14 protein-coding genes are annotated in these 17913 nt (G+C 38.3%); 11 read left to right on the top strand and 3 right to left on the bottom strand.

Going from position 1 to position 17913, the window contains the following annotated elements; translation table 11 throughout:
- The first annotated feature begins 60 nt into the window (after nucleotides 1-60).
- From GTK47_RS07060 to GTK47_RS07050, 3 genes are all read left to right on the top strand, one after another.
- Nucleotides 61-1320 (top strand): MFS transporter, encoded by a 1260-nt coding sequence (locus tag GTK47_RS07060; protein ID WP_165122569.1) that lies wholly within the window; start codon nucleotides 61-63, stop codon nucleotides 1318-1320.
- Between the two features lie 67 nt (nucleotides 1321-1387).
- Nucleotides 1388-2410 (top strand): mechanosensitive ion channel family protein, encoded by a 1023-nt coding sequence (locus GTK47_RS07055; protein ID WP_165122568.1) that lies wholly within the window; start codon nucleotides 1388-1390, stop codon nucleotides 2408-2410.
- A gap of 180 nt (nucleotides 2411-2590) precedes the next feature.
- Nucleotides 2591-4753 carry an ornithine decarboxylase gene (locus GTK47_RS07050; RefSeq protein ID WP_165122567.1) on the top strand — a complete coding sequence of 721 codons (2163 nt, stop codon included), beginning with the start codon at nucleotides 2591-2593 and terminating at the stop codon, nucleotides 4751-4753.
- An 88-nt stretch (nucleotides 4754-4841) separates the two neighbouring features.
- On the opposite strand, the gene ybbP is transcribed toward GTK47_RS07050, so the two are convergent.
- Both ybbP and ybbA read right to left on the bottom strand, forming a co-directional pair.
- The gene (ybbP, locus tag GTK47_RS07045) at nucleotides 4842-7283 is read right to left on the bottom strand and encodes a putative ABC transporter permease subunit YbbP (RefSeq protein ID WP_165122566.1); all 2442 of its coding nucleotides are present in this window, start codon (nucleotides 7281-7283) and stop codon (nucleotides 4842-4844) included.
- Nucleotides 7280-7966 carry a putative ABC transporter ATP-binding protein YbbA gene (gene ybbA / locus GTK47_RS07040; RefSeq protein WP_165122565.1) on the bottom strand — a complete coding sequence of 229 codons (687 nt, stop codon included), beginning with the start codon at nucleotides 7964-7966 and terminating at the stop codon, nucleotides 7280-7282. The genes ybbP and ybbA overlap by 4 nt, the downstream gene beginning before the upstream one ends.
- On the opposite strand from ybbA, the gene tesA reads away from it, so the two are divergent.
- The 5 genes from tesA to GTK47_RS07015 all read left to right on the top strand — a co-directional run bounded on the left by tesA (nucleotide 7937) and on the right by GTK47_RS07015 (nucleotide 11796).
- Complete coding sequence (gene tesA, locus GTK47_RS07035) at nucleotides 7937-8566, top strand: multifunctional acyl-CoA thioesterase I/protease I/lysophospholipase L1 (protein ID WP_165122564.1); 630 nt, start codon at nucleotides 7937-7939, stop codon at nucleotides 8564-8566. The genes ybbA and tesA overlap by 30 nt on opposite strands.
- A gap of 50 nt (nucleotides 8567-8616) precedes the next feature.
- Entirely contained in the window at nucleotides 8617-9402 is a 786-nt protein-coding gene (locus tag GTK47_RS07030; protein ID WP_165122563.1) for an SDR family oxidoreductase, read from the top strand.
- 84 nt (nucleotides 9403-9486) lie between these two features.
- Nucleotides 9487-10344, top strand: coding sequence for a co-chaperone YbbN (locus GTK47_RS07025; RefSeq protein WP_165122562.1), 858 nt, complete (start codon nucleotides 9487-9489; stop codon nucleotides 10342-10344).
- A gap of 37 nt (nucleotides 10345-10381) precedes the next feature.
- The gene (locus tag GTK47_RS07020) at nucleotides 10382-11305 is read left to right on the top strand and encodes an SPFH domain-containing protein (RefSeq protein ID WP_088494787.1); all 924 of its coding nucleotides are present in this window, start codon (nucleotides 10382-10384) and stop codon (nucleotides 11303-11305) included.
- A gap of 2 nt (nucleotides 11306-11307) precedes the next feature.
- Nucleotides 11308-11796 (top strand): NfeD family protein, encoded by a 489-nt coding sequence (locus GTK47_RS07015; protein ID WP_075673931.1) that lies wholly within the window; start codon nucleotides 11308-11310, stop codon nucleotides 11794-11796.
- Here the strand turns inward: GTK47_RS07015 and cueR are convergent.
- Complete coding sequence (cueR, locus tag GTK47_RS07010) at nucleotides 11750-12163, bottom strand: Cu(I)-responsive transcriptional regulator (protein WP_075673930.1); 414 nt, start codon at nucleotides 12161-12163, stop codon at nucleotides 11750-11752. The genes GTK47_RS07015 and cueR overlap by 47 nt on opposite strands.
- A 132-nt stretch (nucleotides 12164-12295) precedes the next feature.
- Here cueR and copA point away from each other — a divergent pair, with 132 nt between their 5' ends.
- From copA to GTK47_RS06995, 3 genes are all read left to right on the top strand, one after another.
- Nucleotides 12296-15238 carry a copper-exporting P-type ATPase CopA gene (gene copA, locus GTK47_RS07005; RefSeq protein WP_165122561.1) on the top strand — a complete coding sequence of 981 codons (2943 nt, stop codon included), beginning with the start codon at nucleotides 12296-12298 and terminating at the stop codon, nucleotides 15236-15238.
- A 371-nt stretch (nucleotides 15239-15609) separates the two neighbouring features.
- On the top strand, nucleotides 15610-16962 hold the full coding sequence (locus GTK47_RS07000) for a YadA C-terminal domain-containing protein (RefSeq protein ID WP_241256077.1): 1353 nt from the start codon (nucleotides 15610-15612) through the stop codon (nucleotides 16960-16962).
- 109 nt (nucleotides 16963-17071) lie between these two features.
- The gene (locus GTK47_RS06995) at nucleotides 17072-17881 is read left to right on the top strand and encodes a TraB/GumN family protein (RefSeq protein ID WP_165122560.1); all 810 of its coding nucleotides are present in this window, start codon (nucleotides 17072-17074) and stop codon (nucleotides 17879-17881) included.
- Nucleotides 17882-17913 lie beyond the last annotated feature (32 nt).

The following is a 17913-nucleotide window of genomic DNA, read 5'->3' as shown; positions in this document are numbered from 1 at the left end:
CTGTTATTCGCTATTTTCTCCTGATTATTCAGGTTACTGCACCCATTTGATGGAGTCAGGATGCAAGCCACGCAACAGATTTTTGGGCCCGTTTATCAGTGGAGTATGCTGATATTATTGGGCTTTGTGTATTTTTTAGCTACCGCAACCACATTTACTTCTTTAGGCGTTGTTCTTCCTAGTATGATAAACGAGCTAGAGTGGAACTGGACTCAAGCAGGCCTTGGCTTTACGTTATTAGGATTAACCTGCGGTCTTGCAAGTTTTTTACCTACATTGCTGATCCGTAAATTAAGTGTTCGTCTTACACTTCTTATCGGATTAATCATTTTTGTCAGCGGTTTCTATTTTCTTTATGAAACATACACTATTGCACGTTATTTTCTCGGTACTGCACTGCTAGGTATTGGTTTTACGCTACTGGCTACCGTACCCGGTACTTATGTTATTTCCCGCTTATTTGAAAAACAGTCCTTTGCCTTTGGTGTTTATTTTACCATTGGTGGATTAGGTGGTGTTGCTGGGCCTTGGATCTACTTTTTAGCAACCCATTTATGGCATACATGGCGAATGCACTGGCTTATTTCAGCGATCACACTTACTGTCGTTACTCTTCTCACTATTTTATTTTTACGCGAAGGCACTAAAGAGCAAGAGCACGCAAAAAAAATTAGCCAACTTCAAACCACAAAACGTATCTATCAAACTAAAGAGATTTGGACGGCTCGTCATGCTTTAAGAACATGGCAATTTTATGTTATTGCTGCGACTTATACAGCCTTTTTATGGTGTGGGATCACGGTCAATAGTTTTGCTGTTGCACATATTATTGAAAATGGTTTTGGTGAAACCATTGCCGCAACACTATTGAGTAGTATGGCATTTATTAACGCTTTCTCGCGCCTAGCTGGTGGAGCTATTGGTGAATGGTTAGAACCTAAAAAATTACTTATCGCAAGCTTAAGTATTATTATCATTGGTTTGCTCGCACTAAGCATGGCTAATTCTTGGGTTTACCTGATCTTATTTACGGTTTGTGTCGGTATCGGTTATGGCATGACGTTCTTAGCATCAAGTATTTTACTTGCTAACTATTTTGGCCGCTCTCCTTACCTTGAGCTATTTTCAGTGATGAATTTAATTTCAACACTGGCTTGTTTAGCACCTTTCTTTGCTGGAGCAATCAAAGATATTTCAGGTAGTTTTACACCTGCATTCTTGATTTTAACCATCCCTGTTTTACTGATTTTAGCGGTAACACTGTTTATGAAACCACCAGTCTATCCTAAATTTCAGCATGCAAGTGAGCAAGAAAAGTAACCATTAAATAAGCAAGATAGTGAGTTTCGTATTATAAGAACGCATTTTCTAAGGAGACGTAAAGCTGATGAATGATGCATTAATAATAAAATACTCAATAGGTGTTGGCATAGCTTTAGCCTGTTTTGTTGGTTTTGTCGTCGTATCTCTTTTTCATGACAAAAAGAAAAAACGTCGTAGAAATATTATTATTCATATCAGCCAAGCTATCTTGCTTTGTAGTTTAGTGCTTATCTTAAGCCAATATTGTGAAATGGCTGTAGTCGATTTTAATCTCCACTTTATCTCTTTTAGGATGATTAATTTTTTCACCTATGTCGGCATTGCATTAATTTTAATGAGAAAGTTTTTCTTACTAATTAATCGATTAGAAAAAGCCCAAATAAAAAAAGGGAGTGATCCTACTTCTGCTCGTATTATTTCTCGCATATTTAAAATCACTCTATTTGTCATTATCATTTTATTGTTCGGTGAGCATTTTGGTATGAGCTTATCCGGCTTAATGACATTTGGTGGATTAGGTGGTATCGCCATTGGCATGGCAAGTAAAGATGTATTAAGTAATCTTTTCTCGGGTGTCATGCTCTATTTCGATCGCCCTTTTAATATTGGCGATTGGGTTCGATCTCCTGATCGTAATATTGAAGGAACAGTAGTCGAAATTGGCTGGCGTATTACCAAAATTATCACGTTTGATCATCGACCACTTTATATTCCTAACTCAATTTTTTCCTCTATTAGTGTGGAAAACCCGGGAAGAATGACTAATCGACGTATTGAAACTGAACTCGGTTTACGTTACGAAGATTCAGATAAAATTGGCGTGATCGTGGAAGATATTCGCACCATGCTGATGCAAAATGACAAAATCGATACACAACAAACATTGTTAGTCTATTTTAATCAATTTGCAGACTCTTCTCTCAATATCATGGTGTATTGTTTTACTAAAACAACGGTATGGGCACAGTGGCTTGAAGCTCAGCAAGAAGTCTATTTAAAGATAATTGAGATTGTGCATAAACATGGCGCTGATTTTGCTTTTCCATCTCAAACGGTCTATATCGAAAAACCTTCTTCAATTAGCTAATAATAGAAAATGGATAAGTTTATTTTCTCATAAACTTATCCATTCACTTATTTGTCAAGGTGGTGAATTATGCGTTTTAAATGCATAAAATAACCTCATTTATCTTTTAATTTATTTCAATCACATTCACAACCAAGTATATTGTTTGCCAATTCTTCTATTGATAAAAACGCGAGTATAATGAAAAAAATGAAGTTGGCGTGTCACCCTACTCTTTCACACTATTTTTATTGTGAACGTCCGATTGTTGATATTGTTGATGCTAATCTAACGCAAGTGTCAGCAGTAGTGTTGTCATTGTCAGATATTGAGTCTGGCGAACTAGCTCGCATTCATCAAACAGGCTTTCAACTCCCCGTATTTATTGCAGTTAATCTTAATGATACAGTCAGTGCTGAATTACTTAATCAAGTTTCAGGGATTGTAATTACAGATAAAAGTGCGCATCAAAAAAATAGTACGTTAATTAATGAAGCTGCGCAGCAATATGAAAAGAGTCTGACAACACCATTTTTTTCACGCTTAGTGAATTATGTTGCCGAAAAGAACGTCGCGTTTGATTGTCCCGGCCATCAAGGCGGAGAATTTTTCCGTCGTCATCCTGCAGGCGAACAGTTTTATCAATATTTTGGTGAGAATCTATTTCGCTCTGATCTCTGCAATGCTGATGTGGAAATGGGTGATTTACTTATTCATGAAGGTGCGCCTTATGATGCCCAAACTTTCGCAGCGCAAGTGTTTAATGCTGATAAAACCTATTTTGTTTTAAATGGAACATCCTCTTCTAATAAAGTTGCCTTAAATGCCTTATTGGCACCAAATGATTTAGTGCTATTTGATAGAAATAACCATAAATCCAATCATCATGGCGCGTTAATTCAAGCCGGAGCGATACCTATTTATTTAGAAACTGCTCGTAATCCCTTTGGATTTATCGGGGGTATAGATGCACATTGCTTTGAAGAGGGCTATTTACGCCAACAAATCGCAGAAATTACGCCAGAACGCCAATTTGATAAGCGCCCTTTTCGCTTAGCCGTTATTCAACTGGGTACTTATGACGGTACGATTTACAACGCAAGACAAGTTGTCGATAAAATTGGTCATCTTTGTGATTACATTTTATTTGATTCTGCGTGGGTTGGTTATGAGCAATTCATTCCGATGATGAAACAGTGTTCCCCTTTGTTACTCACACTTAATAAAGACGATCCCGGTATTCTGGTTACTCAGTCAGTTCATAAACAATTAGCAGGCTTTTCACAAACCTCGCAGATACATAAAAAAGATGCGCACCTTAAAGGGCAATCACGTTATGTTAACCATAAGCGCATGAATAATGCATTTATGATGCATGCGTCCACCAGCCCATTTTATCCCCTTTTTGCGGCTCTTGATGTCAATGCAAAAATGCATTCGGGTAAGAGTGGTGAAGCCATGTGGATGAATTGCGTAAAACAAGGCATCGAAGCTCGTAAATCATTACTAAAACAATGTCAGTTTATTAAGCCATTTATTCCTGAAGTGGTTGATGGACTTGCTTGGCAAGATCACGATACAGATGAAATCGCTCACGATCAGCGTTTCTTTAATTTTATTCCTAATGATAATTGGCACTCATTTGAAGGTTACGCCACCAATCAATACTTTGTTGATCCTTGCAAATTAATGCTTACAACGCCGGGTATCGAACCTCATACAGGGGAATATGAATCCTTTGGTGTGCCAGCATCTATTTTGGCAAATTATCTACGTGAGCACGGTGTTATTCCTGAAAAAAGCGACCTTAATTCAATCTTATTTTTACTGACTCCTGCCGAGCATCAAGCTAAGTTTGATCGCTTAATCTCTTTGATTGTTCAATTTGAAAAGTACTTAATTGAAGATGTGCCATTAGAACAAATCTTACCTTCTGTTTGTCGTCGCTATCAATCTCGTTATCAGGGTTATACATTGCGTCAACTCTGTCAGGAAATGCATGATATTTGTGTCAAATATAATATCAAGTTACTGCAAAAACAGATGTTTAGAAAAAATCATTTTCCTAAGCGAGCACTAAGCCCGCAACAAGCTAATATTGAGTTCGTTCGTGGTAATGTTGAGTTTTTACCTTTAAATAAATTAGCAGGCAGAATTGCCGCAGAAGGTGCTTTACCTTATCCACCTGGTGTTTTATGTGCTGTGCCTGGTGAAATTTGGGATGGTGCTGTTTTACGCTATTTTCAGGCACTTGAAGTCACAATTAATCAGCTACCGGGTTTTTCAACTGAGCTTCAAGGAGTTTATATTTATGATGAAGATGATGGCAGTAAGCGCATTTATGCTTATGTTATAAAAGAATAATTATCTTATCTTTTCCCATAAAAAATGCTGATGTTTAATAACATCAGCATTTTTATTTAACTCTATTTATAAGCCCTACTTATTTCAACTATTCGCCTTGAATTCGTCGATACTGCCCTTTATCTTGCAACAGTCTGATCCCTAAGATACTGCCACATAATGAAAGTAATAGTGCCGCAACAATAGGTACAATAATCCACATTCCCCATTGCGGTTGCCAAGGGAAATTAAACACCGATATTTGTAATAAACTTAATGCAACCTCAGCCCCAATCGCCGCAGCTAATCCTGCCATTAAACCTAACAATGCAAACTCTGCCCAAAGAGTCCGTCTTAATAATGATTTACCTGCACCTAGTGTACGATATACCACCAGCTCAATGCGTCGTTGTGTCATTCCTACCTGAATTTGAGCTACTAACAATAACGCACCACAGCTCATTACCAATCCAACCATAATCTCCAATGCTCGACTGACTTGCTGTAAGATTTGTTGAACTTGCTGAATTAATGCGCCTGTATCTAATACGCTTACCGTTGGAAATTGCCGATTAAGCGCCGTAATTAACGTTCCTTCACCATTGTAATAAAAACTACTCATCCATTTTTCTGGCTGATTACTTAACCCCTCTTCAGAGAAGATAAAAAAGAAGTTAGGACGCATATTTTCCCAATCAACATGGCGAATGCTAGTAACAATGGACTTAAATTCACGAGTATCACCAACAAATGTTAATTCATCACCCAACTTAATTTCGAGTTGTTCAGCAACACCTTGATCGAGAGAAACACCATTCCCCTCAGGAGGCCATGTTCCCTCAACAATCACGTTATCTTTTGGCAATTCACTATGCCACGTTAAGTTAAGCTCTCGACGAACAGTGTTATTACCAGCATCACGTTTATCTGCCCACTCTTTGGCATTATTCTCATTAATCTGTGTTAAACGCGCCAATACCACAGGAAATGCATCCGTTGGTTCAACGTTATACTTCGCCAATAAGGTATTAATTTCTTGAACCTGAGGCGCTGACATATTGATTAGAAAATAATTAGGACTATCTTCTGGTAACTGTTTTTGCCATTTGTCTAGTAAATCACCTTGAATAAGGACTAAAAGCGTTAATAACATAAATGAAAGCGCGAAAGCTGCAAGCTGGGTCATCGTTTGAAATGGTTGTCGTAATAAACGAGTCACCGCTAAACGTGCACTGAGTTGACGGAATTTAAACTGCTTTAATACCCATAATCCTAGCCAACCAATTATTCCAAGTAGAAAAGCAATAACAACAACACCAAATAGAATTGACCAGAGTAAAACACCTGTTCCCGCAAAAAGCGTCAAAGCACCGACAATAATTAAACCTACAATCGGTAAATAATAACGCAGAGGCCATATAGGTGCCGTGGTATCACTTCTTAATACACGGGAAGGTTGTGTCGCCATTAATTGATAGTAAGGTCTTAATCCTGTTAATAAAGCAATTAACAGTAATGAGCCCACAGACCATACCCATGGTAAGAAACTCGCTTCAGGCAAACTTTTTGGCAAAACTGGAGCTAAAATTTGTAGCAATATTGCCTCAAAAACAAGCCCGACTAATGAGCCAGCAACAATAGCGCCAACAAGGATCACTCCCCATTGCCCAACAATCCACTTTCTCAATGCCCGTTTATCTGCACCTAATGTTTTTAATACCGCAATTAAGGTATGACGACTGCGGCAATAATGAGCCATTGAAACAGCAACTGCCGATATAGCAAGCAATAGCGTTAATAAAGCAGAGAGCAAAAGAAAGTTTTTCGCACGCTCCATTGATTGTGAAAGCGCCCCACTATCTTGTTTTAAACTATTCCAGCGCTGGTCTGGTTTTAATAGGGGATCGAAGCGTTGCTGATAACTATCAATCACCGCTTCATCGCCCGCAAACATATAGCGATAAGTCAGGCGGCTTCCGGGTTGCACCGCTCCAGTAGCTTCAACATCATCAAGATTAATTAAAATACGGGGTGCGATTTGAAAAGGATTAAACCCGCTGTCTGGCTCTTGAATTAATACACCACTGATAGTAAATGAGGCATCGCCTACATCAATGTTATCGCCGACTTTTATATCAAGTAATTCAAGCAATCTAGCGCCAACAAGCGCAGTTCCTTTTTCAGGCTTTAGGCCTGCTGGCTCTGTTTCTAACTCACCATACAGTGGATATAAATTATCTGCGGCTTTCACCAACGCAAGCTGAGGTGTATCACCTTCAGGCGCATAAGACATGGTAGTAAATTGCATTTGGCGACTGAGCGTTAATCCTTCTTTCTTCGCCTCTGTAAGCCAATTTTCATCAACGGGATAAGATGCACGTAAAACTAAATCACCAGCAATTAAATCACGACTTTGAGCATAAATGCTTTTATCGATGCGATCACCTATACGCCCTAAAGCAAGCACACAAGCAACTGCCAGCGCCAAAGAAAGCCAAACAATTAATAGTGCAGGAGAACGCCATTCACGCCAAAACCAACGCCAAATCATGACTCCTCCTTAAGTTGTCCGTCGACTAATCGTAATCGTCTTTGACAACGAGCTGCCAGCTCATTGTCATGAGTCACTAAAATCAATGTTGTTGCATAATCTCGGTTAAGAGAGAACAACAAGTCAGCAATTTTATCACCAGTTTTACGGTCAAGGTTCCCTGTTGGCTCATCCGCAAACAGAATGGCGGGTTGAGTGCAAAATGCTCTTGCTAATGCAACGCGCTGTTGCTCACCGCCAGAAAGCTGTGCTGGCATATGGTATAAACGTTCACCTAATCCTAACAGCTTAAGTAAATCAACTGCACGCGCATGGCTGTGCTTTTCTGACTCACCTTTTAATAATGCGGGCAACTGCACATTTTCGAGTGCATTCAATGTTGGGATCAACATAAATGATTGAAAAACAAACCCAACATGTTGAGCGCGCAATTTAGCTCGCTCTTCTTCATTCATTTTTGTGAGATCTTCACCCATCAAATGTACACTGCCAGAGGTGCCATCATCTAATCCAGCAATGATCCCTAACAGGGTCGATTTACCCGATCCTGACTCACCAATTAACGCAATTGTTTGTGCAGGCTCGACAACTAACTCAACACCCTGCAATATAGAGATCTGACTATCACCTTGTCCTACTTGTTTGGTTAACTGATGAACTTCAAGAACCTTTTCCGTCGACATACATTTTTCCTTATCGTTATGATGATGTTTAGCTTTAAGGCAATTGCTGCTGATACCTTTTTGATCTTTGGTGACAGCTTGAGTGCAGGATACCGTCTTCCGATTGAAAGCGCATGGCCACAACGCCTTGCTGATAAATGGAAAACAACCTACCCTGAAATTAATGTTGTTAATGCAAGCATTAGTGGTGAAACTGCCTTTCAGGGACAAAATAGGCTTCCTGATTTATTAAAACAGCATCAACCACGCTGGGTTTTAATTGAATTAGGTGCAAATGATGGTTTACAGGGATACCCTGTTGCACAAACAAAAGAGGCATTACAAAACATCATTACACTAGTGAAAGATGCCGGCGCAACGCCACTTTTTATGCAAATAATGATTTCACCTAATTACGGTAAACGTTATACACAATCGTTTTCAGCGATCTATCCAAAACTCGCTGAAGATAATGCGCTTCCTCTGCTTCCTTTTTATATGGAGCAAATCGCTGATAAGCCTGAGTGGATGCAAAATGACAGCATACACCCCAATGAAGATGCTCAGCCTTTTATTACACAGTGGATGGATGAAACATTATCCCCTTACTTAACACGTTAGGCTATTCTGACAGTAGTTGACGTAGATTAAACGAGATTAATTGTAAAATTATGCAAAAAACGGTATTGATTACAGGAAGTTCCAGTGGAATAGGACTCTGTGCAGCAAAAGCACTAAAGAAAAGAGGCTATCGAGTTTTTGCTGCTTGCCGTAAAGGTGAAGACCTTGAACGCATGGAAACACTGGGATTAGAACCTATTCATCTTGACCTTGATGATCCAAAAAGTGTTGAAAATGCGGCACTAGAAGTTATTCGCCTGACAAATGGTCGTTTATATGGATTATTTAATAATGGTGGATTTGGCGTTTATGGCCCATTAGATGTCATTACTCGCCAACAAATGGAAAAACAGTTTTCGACTAACTTTTTTGGTTTACATCAGCTTACTACATTACTTCTACCCGCAATGTTACCGCATGGTGAAGGACGCATTATTCAAACGAGTTCTGTAATGGGGATTATCTCGACACCCGGTCGAGGTGCTTACGCTGCCAGTAAATATGCGGTAGAAGCATGGTCTGATGCGCTAAGAATGGAAATAGCGCATACTGGAGTTAAGGTGAGTTTAATAGAGCCGGGACCAATACGAACTTGTTTCACTGAGAATGTCGCTCAAGCCGAAAAAGATAAACCTGTAAAAAATCCGGGGATTGCGAGTCGTTTCACATTAACGCCTGAAGATGTGGTGAGAAAGCTTATTCATGCTTTAGAAAGCCCAAAACCTAAGATACGTTATCCCGTAACCTTATTAACTTACGCTGTTAGAATACTAAAGCGTTTTCTACCTGATATTTTAATGGATGCAATTCTCAGTCGCCAGAGTGGCAAGGCTTGATTTTTCAGGATCCACCCTTACTTATTAATAAAATAGCTTTATAAATCGCATCTATATTTAAAACTCTCAAAAAGGGGCAAGTTAATGTTAGCAACTGCACATATTGTTGATGTAAATGAATCAAATATTCAACAAATTATAGAACAATCCATGACGAAACCGGTCATGATGTATTTCTATTCAGAACGTAGCCCTCATTGTGCAGAGCTTGGCGCAACATTAGACAAACTAGCAGCCGAATTTGCTGATCAATTTATTTTGGCAAAATTGGATTGTGATGTTGAACAAATGATTGCCTCACAGTTTGGTCTACGTGCTATTCCAACTGTTTATATATTGCAAGAAGGTCGTCCAGTTGATGGCTTCCAAGGCCCTCAACCTGAAGAAGCAATTCGTCAAATTTTAGCCAACGTATTACCTAAGCCAGAAGAGTTGAAAGCGGCACAAGCTGCACAATTACTTTCTGAAGGAAAAGCTGAGGAAGCGTTACCGCTACTAAAAGAAGCTCACCAGCTTGCTCCTAAAAATAGTGAAATTACACTTGCACTAGCAGGTGCTTTAATTTCTTTAAATAAAAGTGAAGAAGCTCAAACTCTATTAATCACCATTCCATTACAAGATCAAGACAGCTACTACCATAGTTTGTTAGCGCAAATTGAATTACAAAAACAGGCGGCTGATACACCTGAAATTCAACAATTACAGAACGATTTTAATCAACAGCCTGAAAATACCGATCTTGCTATTCAACTTGCACTAAAATTACATGAAGTTGCTCGTAATGAAGAGGCGTTAGAGATGCTCTTTAGATTTATCAAAAAAGATCTAAATGCGGGTGATGGTCAAGTTAAGAAAACCCTGATGGATATTCTATCAGCTTTAGGCACTAATGATAATTTAGCGTCTAAATATCGTCGTATGGTGTATTCTTTACTTTATTAATTTTACTTTCTTATTAAAGCAGACTTAGGACAGGTATATGGAAATAGTCATTGGTATTATCATCTTATTCGCTATTATTTTAGTTTTATGCGGTGTTAAAACCGTTCCACAAGGTTACCAGTGGACTGTCGAACGTTTTGGTCGTTACACTCGCACTCTGACTCCAGGACTTCAAATTCTCGTGCCATTTGTCGATCGTATTGGTCGCCGTATCAACATGATGGAACAAGTACTTGATATTCCTTCTCAGGAAGTCATTTCTCGTGATAACGCCAACGTCAGCATCGATGCAGTCTGCTTTATTCAAGTAATCGATCCTGTAAAAGCCGCTTATGAAGTTAATAATCTTGAGCTTGCCATTATTAACTTAACACTCACTAATATTCGTACCGTGTTAGGTTCAATGGAACTTGATGAAATTCTTTCTCAGCGTGACCAAATCAACAGTCGCCTTTTACTGATTGTCGATGATGCAACAAACCCTTGGGGTATCAAAATTACCCGTATCGAAATTCGTGATGTCCGCCCACCAAAAGAATTGATTTCTGCAATGAATGCGCAGATGAAAGCTGAGCGAACTAAACGTGCCGATATTCTTGAAGCTGAAGGTATTCGTCAAGCTGCTATCTTGAAAGCTGAAGGTGAGAAACAAGGGCAAATTCTGAAGGCTGAAGGTGAGCGTCAATCTGCATTCTTACAAGCAGAAGCCCGTGAACGTGCAGCAGAAGCTGAAGCTAAGGCAACACAAATGGTATCTGAGGCCATCGCAAAAGGTGATATGCAAGCAATTAACTACTTTGTTGCTCAAAAATATACTGATGCGCTGTCTCAAATTGGTTCAGCTAATAACAGTAAAGTTATTATGATGCCACTAGAAGCAAGTAATCTTATGGGTGCTATTGGCGGTATTTCTGAATTACTCAATACCAAAAAAAGTGACTCAGGCAACAAGAGCAATTAATTATGATTGAATGGATTAGTGCTCAACCTGCACTTTTCTGGCTTTGTCTTGGTGGTTTGCTGTTAATTACAGAAATGCTAGGAACAGCAGGATACCTTTTATGGTCAGGAATGGCTGCTCTATGTGTATCGTTGATCACATGGATATTGCCTATTAGCTGGCCTATTCAAGGTGTTTTATTTGCGATATTAACAGTTATTAGTGCTATTTTTTGGCACCTTTGGCTTAAACGCAGAAAACAATCAAAAGAAGCCGAGAACTTAAATCAGAAAAGTCATCAACTCATTGGTGTTCATGCTGTTTTATTATCAGATACGGAAAACGGTTTTAGTCGCGTTAAATTAGCTGATGGTAGTTGGCGTGTTTATTCAGACACGCCATTACTTGCAGGCGATAAGGTAACAGTAACCGAGATTGATGGTATTACCTTACGAGTGATTGCACTTAAACCGGCTGTTTCTGGTGATGACATCCCCCCGACAAATGATTAATGATCGGGCAATCTGCTCCGTCATCACCGGGACATTCGCTGGCCAACAAAAGTAATCGCTGGCGAATAGCATTAAGCTCATTAATTGTTTTCTCAATTTCAGCCACTTTTTTTAAGGTGGCTTCTTTCACGTCTGAACTATGACGAGAAGGGTTTCTTAGCAACATTAATAAAGCTCGGCACTCTTCTAAACTAAAGCCAACTTCTCTTGCTTGGCGCAATAATGTTAACTCTTCAATATGTTGAGCCTGATAATAACGATAGCCGTTTTCACCTCTTCCCGGTGGTGTTATCAAGTCTTTTTCTTCATAAAACCGAATAGCTTTAGCCGTTAATCCTGTTTTACTTGCGATTTCACTAATATTCAAAATTCCCCCTTGACCTTCCCCTTGCGGAAAGGTTTAGCCTTTATCTCTGATAAGAAAAAACCTTTAAAGAAAGCAAGTTACCGAATATTGCGCAATAATAGAGGTAACGCTTTTATGATGGAGATAACTAACATGGCAAAAACTATATTACTCTCATTGCAAGGACTTTCATGCTCTCACTGTGTTAACAGTGTAAAAAAAGCACTTGATGCTCGCAATGACATAGAGCAGGCGATAGTGACTATTCAATACGCTAAAATTGACAGCGATGCAACTGCTGAAAGCTTAATAAAAACAATTGAAGATGCTGGCTATGAAGCCAGTGTTGCGACACAACCTGATGTAAAATTAAGTCTAAGCGGACTTAATTGCATGAAGTGTGTTGGTAAAACTGAAAAAGCATTATTAGCTATTGAAGGTGTTGTAGCCGTTAATGTAACAAAAGAGTCTGCTGAAATTTTTGGTGGCGCAGCTGCGGATACTTTAATTGCTGCGATTACGGCTGAAGGTTTTCAAGCAAGCTTAGCGCCCGCTGACAACGCAATTCATTTAACTCTATCGGGCTTAAATTGTGGTCACTGTGTCGATTCAGTGAAAAAAGCACTAGAAAATACTGCGGGTGTTGAAACAGCTGAAGTTGAATTGACACATGCAAAAGTGACTGGTTCTGCAACCACTGAAACGTTAATCAACGCCATTACAGAAGCGGGTTTTGAAGCTCAATTAGCAGGTACTGATTTCCCAAAAACTGAGCCGCTGACGCAAACGCATGCACAACTGGAAGCATCGTCAGCGGCTGTTTGTGATATTCCAGTTGAGAATGCTGATATTGATAATAGCGCTGAAATCGACACTGACGATGACGACAGTGTTCAGCTTTTAATTGATGGCATGACTTGTGCGAGTTGCGTAAACAAGGTTCACAAAGCATTACAATCCGTTGATGGCGTTGAAAATGTGCGTGTCAATCTAGCTGAACGTAGTGCATTAGTAACAGGTGAAATCGATCATGATGCACTTGTAACTGCCATTGAAAAAGCAGGTTATGGTGCTGAAATTATTCAAGATGATGTAAAACGCAGAGAGCGTCAGCAAGAAGTCGCCGTTGCCAACATGAAACGTTTTCGTTGGCAAGCGGCATTAGCGTTAGTCGTTGGTATTCCTGTCATGATTTGGGGAATGATCGGCGACAATATGATGCTGTCCGAAGCTAATCACAACATCTGGTTAGGCATTGGTATTGCAACGCTGTTTGTTATGGTAGTTGCTGGTGGGCATTTCTATCGTAGCGCATGGCAGAGTTTAAAAAATCGCAGTGCAACAATGGATACCCTCGTTGCATTAGGGACAGGAACAGCCTGGCTTTATTCCATTACCGTGAATTTATGGCCAGAGGTGTTCCCAGCTCAAGCTCGACATCTCTATTATGAAGCCAGTGCGATGATTATCGGGTTAATCAACCTGGGGCATATGCTTGAGCAAAGAGCGCGCCAGCGTTCATCTAAAGCGCTAGAACGACTATTAGATTTAACTCCACCAACAGCAAGAGTGATAACTGAAAACGGTGAAGTCGAAATGCCATTGGCTGATGTTAAACAAGGAATGACTTTACGTTTAGCAACAGGTGATAAAGTCCCCGTTGATGGTGAAATTATCCAAGGTGAAGTGTGGATGGATGAAGCAATGCTGACAGGCGAGCCAATTCCACAGCAAAAAACAGTGGGTGATACTATTCATGCTGGAACAACCGTTCAAGATGGCTCTGTCCTATTTAAAGCTGCGGCAGTGGGAAGTAAAACAACACTGGCTCGTATTATTAAATTAGTTCGCCAAGCGCAAAGCAGTAAACCTGAAATTGGTCAGCTAGCAGATAAAATCTCAGGTGTATTTGTACCTGTCGTTGTCGTTATCGCGCTTGTTGCAGGTGCTATTTGGTATTTCTTTGGCCCTTCTCCACAAATTACCTATGCACTTGTGATTATCACAACTGTTCTTATCATCGCTTGTCCTTGTGCTTTAGGTCTGGCGACACCTATGTCGATCATTTCGGGTGTCGGCCGTGCTGCTGAATATGGTGTGTTAGTCCGTGATGCAGATGCTCTACAACAAGCCAGTAAGCTAGATACTTTAGTCTTTGATAAAACAGGAACGCTGACAGAAGGTCTACCTCAAGTCACTGAAATTCATACTTTCAATCAAATAAGTGATACTCAAGCACTTGCATTGGCTGCATCATTGGAAAATGGCTCTAATCATCCATTAGCCAAAGCTATATTAACGCGTGCTGAAGGCATTGATTTACCGGAAGTAAATAAATTCCGTACATTAGCTGGTATGGGCTTAAGTGGCGAAATTAAGGGTAAAACCGTGCTTTTAGGTAACCCTAAATTGATGGTTGAATCTGGTGTTAATATTAGTGAAGTTAATTCATTGATTGATTCCCAAGCTGCCAAAGGTGTTACCCCTGTTTTATTAGCACAAGACGGCAAAATTGCGGCATTACTTTCTATTCGTGATCCTCTTAGAGAAGATACTGTAAGTGCATTACAGCGTTTACATAATCAAGGTTATCGCCTCGTGATGTTAACGGGAGATAATCCGATTACAGCAAATGCAATTGCAAAAGAAGCGGGTATTGATCAAGTTATTGCTGGTGTTATGCCTGAAGGTAAAGCACAAGCGATTACAGAGCTTCAAGCGGAAGGTCGTCGTGTGGCAATGATTGGTGATGGTATTAACGATGCACCTGCATTAGCTAAAGCAGATGTCGGTATTGCAATGGGCGGTGGTAGTGATATAGCCATTGAAACCGCAGCAATTACGTTGATGCGTCATAGTCTACATGGTGTTGCTGATGCTGTTGAGATTTCAAAAGGTACACTACGTAATATGAAGCAAAACCTATTTGGTGCCTTTGTCTATAACAGCTTAGGTATTCCCATTGCTGCAGGTATTTTATACCCATTTACAGGTACATTATTAAACCCTGTTGTTGCAGGTGCTGCAATGGCGCTATCTTCAATCACTGTTGTAAGCAATGCAAACCGTTTATTGCGTTTTAAACCCAAGCAATAATACTTAATAAAGCATTTCCTCCCCCCTTTTTACTTATCGATAAAAGGGGGTTTTTATTATCTTATTTTTTATTATCTATTAATCATTATTAATATTTTCAAAAGGTTAAAAAAAAGCCGATATTTCTATCGGCCAGTCAAAGAGGAATTTCTCATTATACAAGAGAGTCATTATTCCGCCCTCTTAACGCTAGAATAGCAATATCTTATCAATTTTTCATTAAATTTCATTGCTCATAAAACAAACATATCGTTGATATGAAAAACACCTTAACAATAAGGTTATTTATTTATAGTTAAATAAAAATAAAAAATTAAAATAATTAAAGTTGAACATTAAAAAATATCATTTAGATTCAAAAGGATTTGAAATTGAAATATAAAAAAATATTTATTATTGGTTTATCTTTAATTTATTCAGCAAATGCATTTTCAAATACAATAGGAAATAATAGTAATGGAGATAAGTTAATTACTCTCGAATATGACCCATTAAAAGAACATCACCAATTCGTAAACAATCCTCTATTTGATAAAATAGTTAGTGACTCTTATGTAAAAGTAAGTGATTTAAATAAAAATACATATAAAATCAAACTAGATAAAAGAATAGCAATAGGTCTCGCAAACCACCTTAAAGAAAAAAATATTCGAGATGCACCTGAATACATTAAGAACAATATAGTTAATAGTAATAGATATATTGAAATAAAAGCTGATGATACACTTTTTAAGAGTGAAGCCATCAATTATTTCACTTCGTTATTTATAAAAAAAGGAGATAAAAATCTTTCATTAAACCGTGATAAAGTTATTGATATTATAAGAAAAAATAAAGCAATAGTAATTACCTCAACAGAGAAACCAGGAATAGATTTAGCAAAAATAAATAATCAAGAAGATCTTTATGAACACATTGATAATATTGAAACCCAAAACTCATCACTTTTTATTTTAGATGAAAATACCGATAAAAAAATAAATCAAATTGTAAAAAACTTAGAACAAGAAGACCATTTAATTAACAATTTACTTCAAGACTACAAACAAAGAACAAAAGAAGAGATTGAATATCAACAAAAAAAAATCAAAGAGAATACCAATAATATCAATCAGCATGAAATCGATATTCTGGCGGGGATTGAATTTTCCAAAGAAAATAAACTAGATATTACAGCCAATGCTGATGCTGTTAAAAATAACATAGAAAAAATCACAGATAACATTAGCTCTATAGAAAAAAACAAAAATAAAATTTCTAAAAATGAAAGTCATATTGAAAGAAATAGAAATAGCATTCTTAATAACACATCAGAAATCAATGAAATAAAAGAAAATACGATTAACGACGTTAATGTTAATGGTATTAGATTACATTTAAAAAGTCATCTTTCTCATTTATATACTGAGCAATCAACAGGTAGAAGCCAATTTAATGCACTTAAAGAGAATTTTGAACACTTTAAATCTGATACTCAAAACCGCTTTTATAAAGTTGAGAAACGTGCCAATCAAGGTATTGCATCTGTGGCAGCCATGAGTAATTTACCGTTTACTGATTCTGCCACATTTAGTACTGCTATTGGCATTGGTAATTATCGTAATGCAACAGCGCTTGCTTGGGGTATGCAATACCGTATTAACGAAAATATTAAAGTGAGAGCCTCTACTGCATGGAATGAATCAAATTGGGTTTCTGCTGGCGGTGTTGGCATAAACTGGTAAATAACGTAAAAACAGCGAAAGCTAAGTAAAGCTTAGTTTTCGTTGTTTCATTCCAGTTCAAATCCGTTATGCTAAAACTTTGTGATTTTATACTCAAAGGAGCATATCAATGACGGGTATTTTTCAGAAAATCAAACATTGGGTAGGAATAAAAAATACTGTCCATTACCCTTATCCCGCCGTTGATATTACGTTGCCTAATAATGTCTCTTTACACCTTGTGGGTAGTATCCATATGGGTGTTCCTACAATGTCACCACTCTCCAACGTGCTTATCAATGAAATAAAAAATGCAGATGCTATTATTGTTGAAGCTGATATTTCAACTGACGTTCAACCTTTTGAGCAAGCATCTCTTTTTAGGGAGTCACTAGAAACGCGCTTAAATACACCTCTTTTTTCTCAGATTACACAGCATTGTGAAGATCTTTCACTTTCTCTTTATCAGCTCGACAATAAGCCTCTTTGGCAAATTGCTTTGATTTTACAATCTACCCAAGCGATGCAACTTGGATTACAACCGCAATACGGCGTTGATTATCAAGTTATCCAACATGCTAATGAACACAAGAAAAGGATTATTGAACTCGAAGGCATTGAGAGTCAGGTCGCATTATTATTAAATTTCCCTGAAGATGGTCAGCAATTACTCGAAGACACATTAAAAAATTGGCACGAGAACGCACGTACATTGCAAATCATGATCAATTGGTGGTTAAATTATAATAGTAGAGAAAAACAACCGCCTTTACCGAATACCTTTAGTAAAGCTGTATTTGATATTTTAATGGAAAGCCGTAACCAAAAATGGGTAAGCATATTATCAAAATTACCGACTGGTCGTTATGTAGTGACAGTAGGTGCCCTTCATTTATTTGGTGAAGAGAATTTGATCGATTTATTAACGCACCAAGCATAAAAATATTGTTCTAACCTTATAAGTAGGAATAG

This window comes from Proteus sp. ZN5 (assembly GCF_011046025.1).
In the GTDB taxonomy this organism is placed as follows: Bacteria; Pseudomonadota; Gammaproteobacteria; order Enterobacterales; family Enterobacteriaceae; genus Proteus.
The sequence above is the reverse complement of the archived record's forward strand: the minus strand, read 5'-3'. Positions and strand labels throughout refer to the sequence as shown.

Excerpts from the sequence above, each read along its gene's own strand:
- ybbA (WP_165122565.1), bottom strand. The coding sequence starts at position 7,966 with ATGTCGACGGAAAAGGTTCTTGAAGTTCATCAGTTAACCAAACAAGTA.
- GTK47_RS07060 (WP_165122569.1), top strand. The coding sequence starts at position 61 with ATGCAAGCCACGCAACAGATTTTTGGGCCCGTTTATCAGTGGAGTATG.
- tesA (WP_165122564.1), top strand. The coding sequence starts at position 7,937 with ATGAACTTCAAGAACCTTTTCCGTCGACATACATTTTTCCTTATCGTT.
- GTK47_RS06995 (WP_165122560.1), top strand. The coding sequence starts at position 17,072 with ATGACGGGTATTTTTCAGAAAATCAAACATTGGGTAGGAATAAAAAAT.
- copA (WP_165122561.1), top strand. The coding sequence starts at position 12,296 with ATGGCAAAAACTATATTACTCTCATTGCAAGGACTTTCATGCTCTCAC.
- GTK47_RS07015 (WP_075673931.1), top strand. The coding sequence starts at position 11,308 with ATGATTGAATGGATTAGTGCTCAACCTGCACTTTTCTGGCTTTGTCTT.
- GTK47_RS07055 (WP_165122568.1), top strand. The coding sequence starts at position 1,388 with ATGAATGATGCATTAATAATAAAATACTCAATAGGTGTTGGCATAGCT.
- GTK47_RS07025 (WP_165122562.1), top strand. The coding sequence starts at position 9,487 with ATGTTAGCAACTGCACATATTGTTGATGTAAATGAATCAAATATTCAA.
- GTK47_RS07050 (WP_165122567.1), top strand. The coding sequence starts at position 2,591 with ATGAAAAAAATGAAGTTGGCGTGTCACCCTACTCTTTCACACTATTTT.
- GTK47_RS07030 (WP_165122563.1), top strand. The coding sequence starts at position 8,617 with ATGCAAAAAACGGTATTGATTACAGGAAGTTCCAGTGGAATAGGACTC.
- GTK47_RS07020 (WP_088494787.1), top strand. The coding sequence starts at position 10,382 with ATGGAAATAGTCATTGGTATTATCATCTTATTCGCTATTATTTTAGTT.
- ybbP (WP_165122566.1), bottom strand. The coding sequence starts at position 7,283 with ATGATTTGGCGTTGGTTTTGGCGTGAATGGCGTTCTCCTGCACTATTA.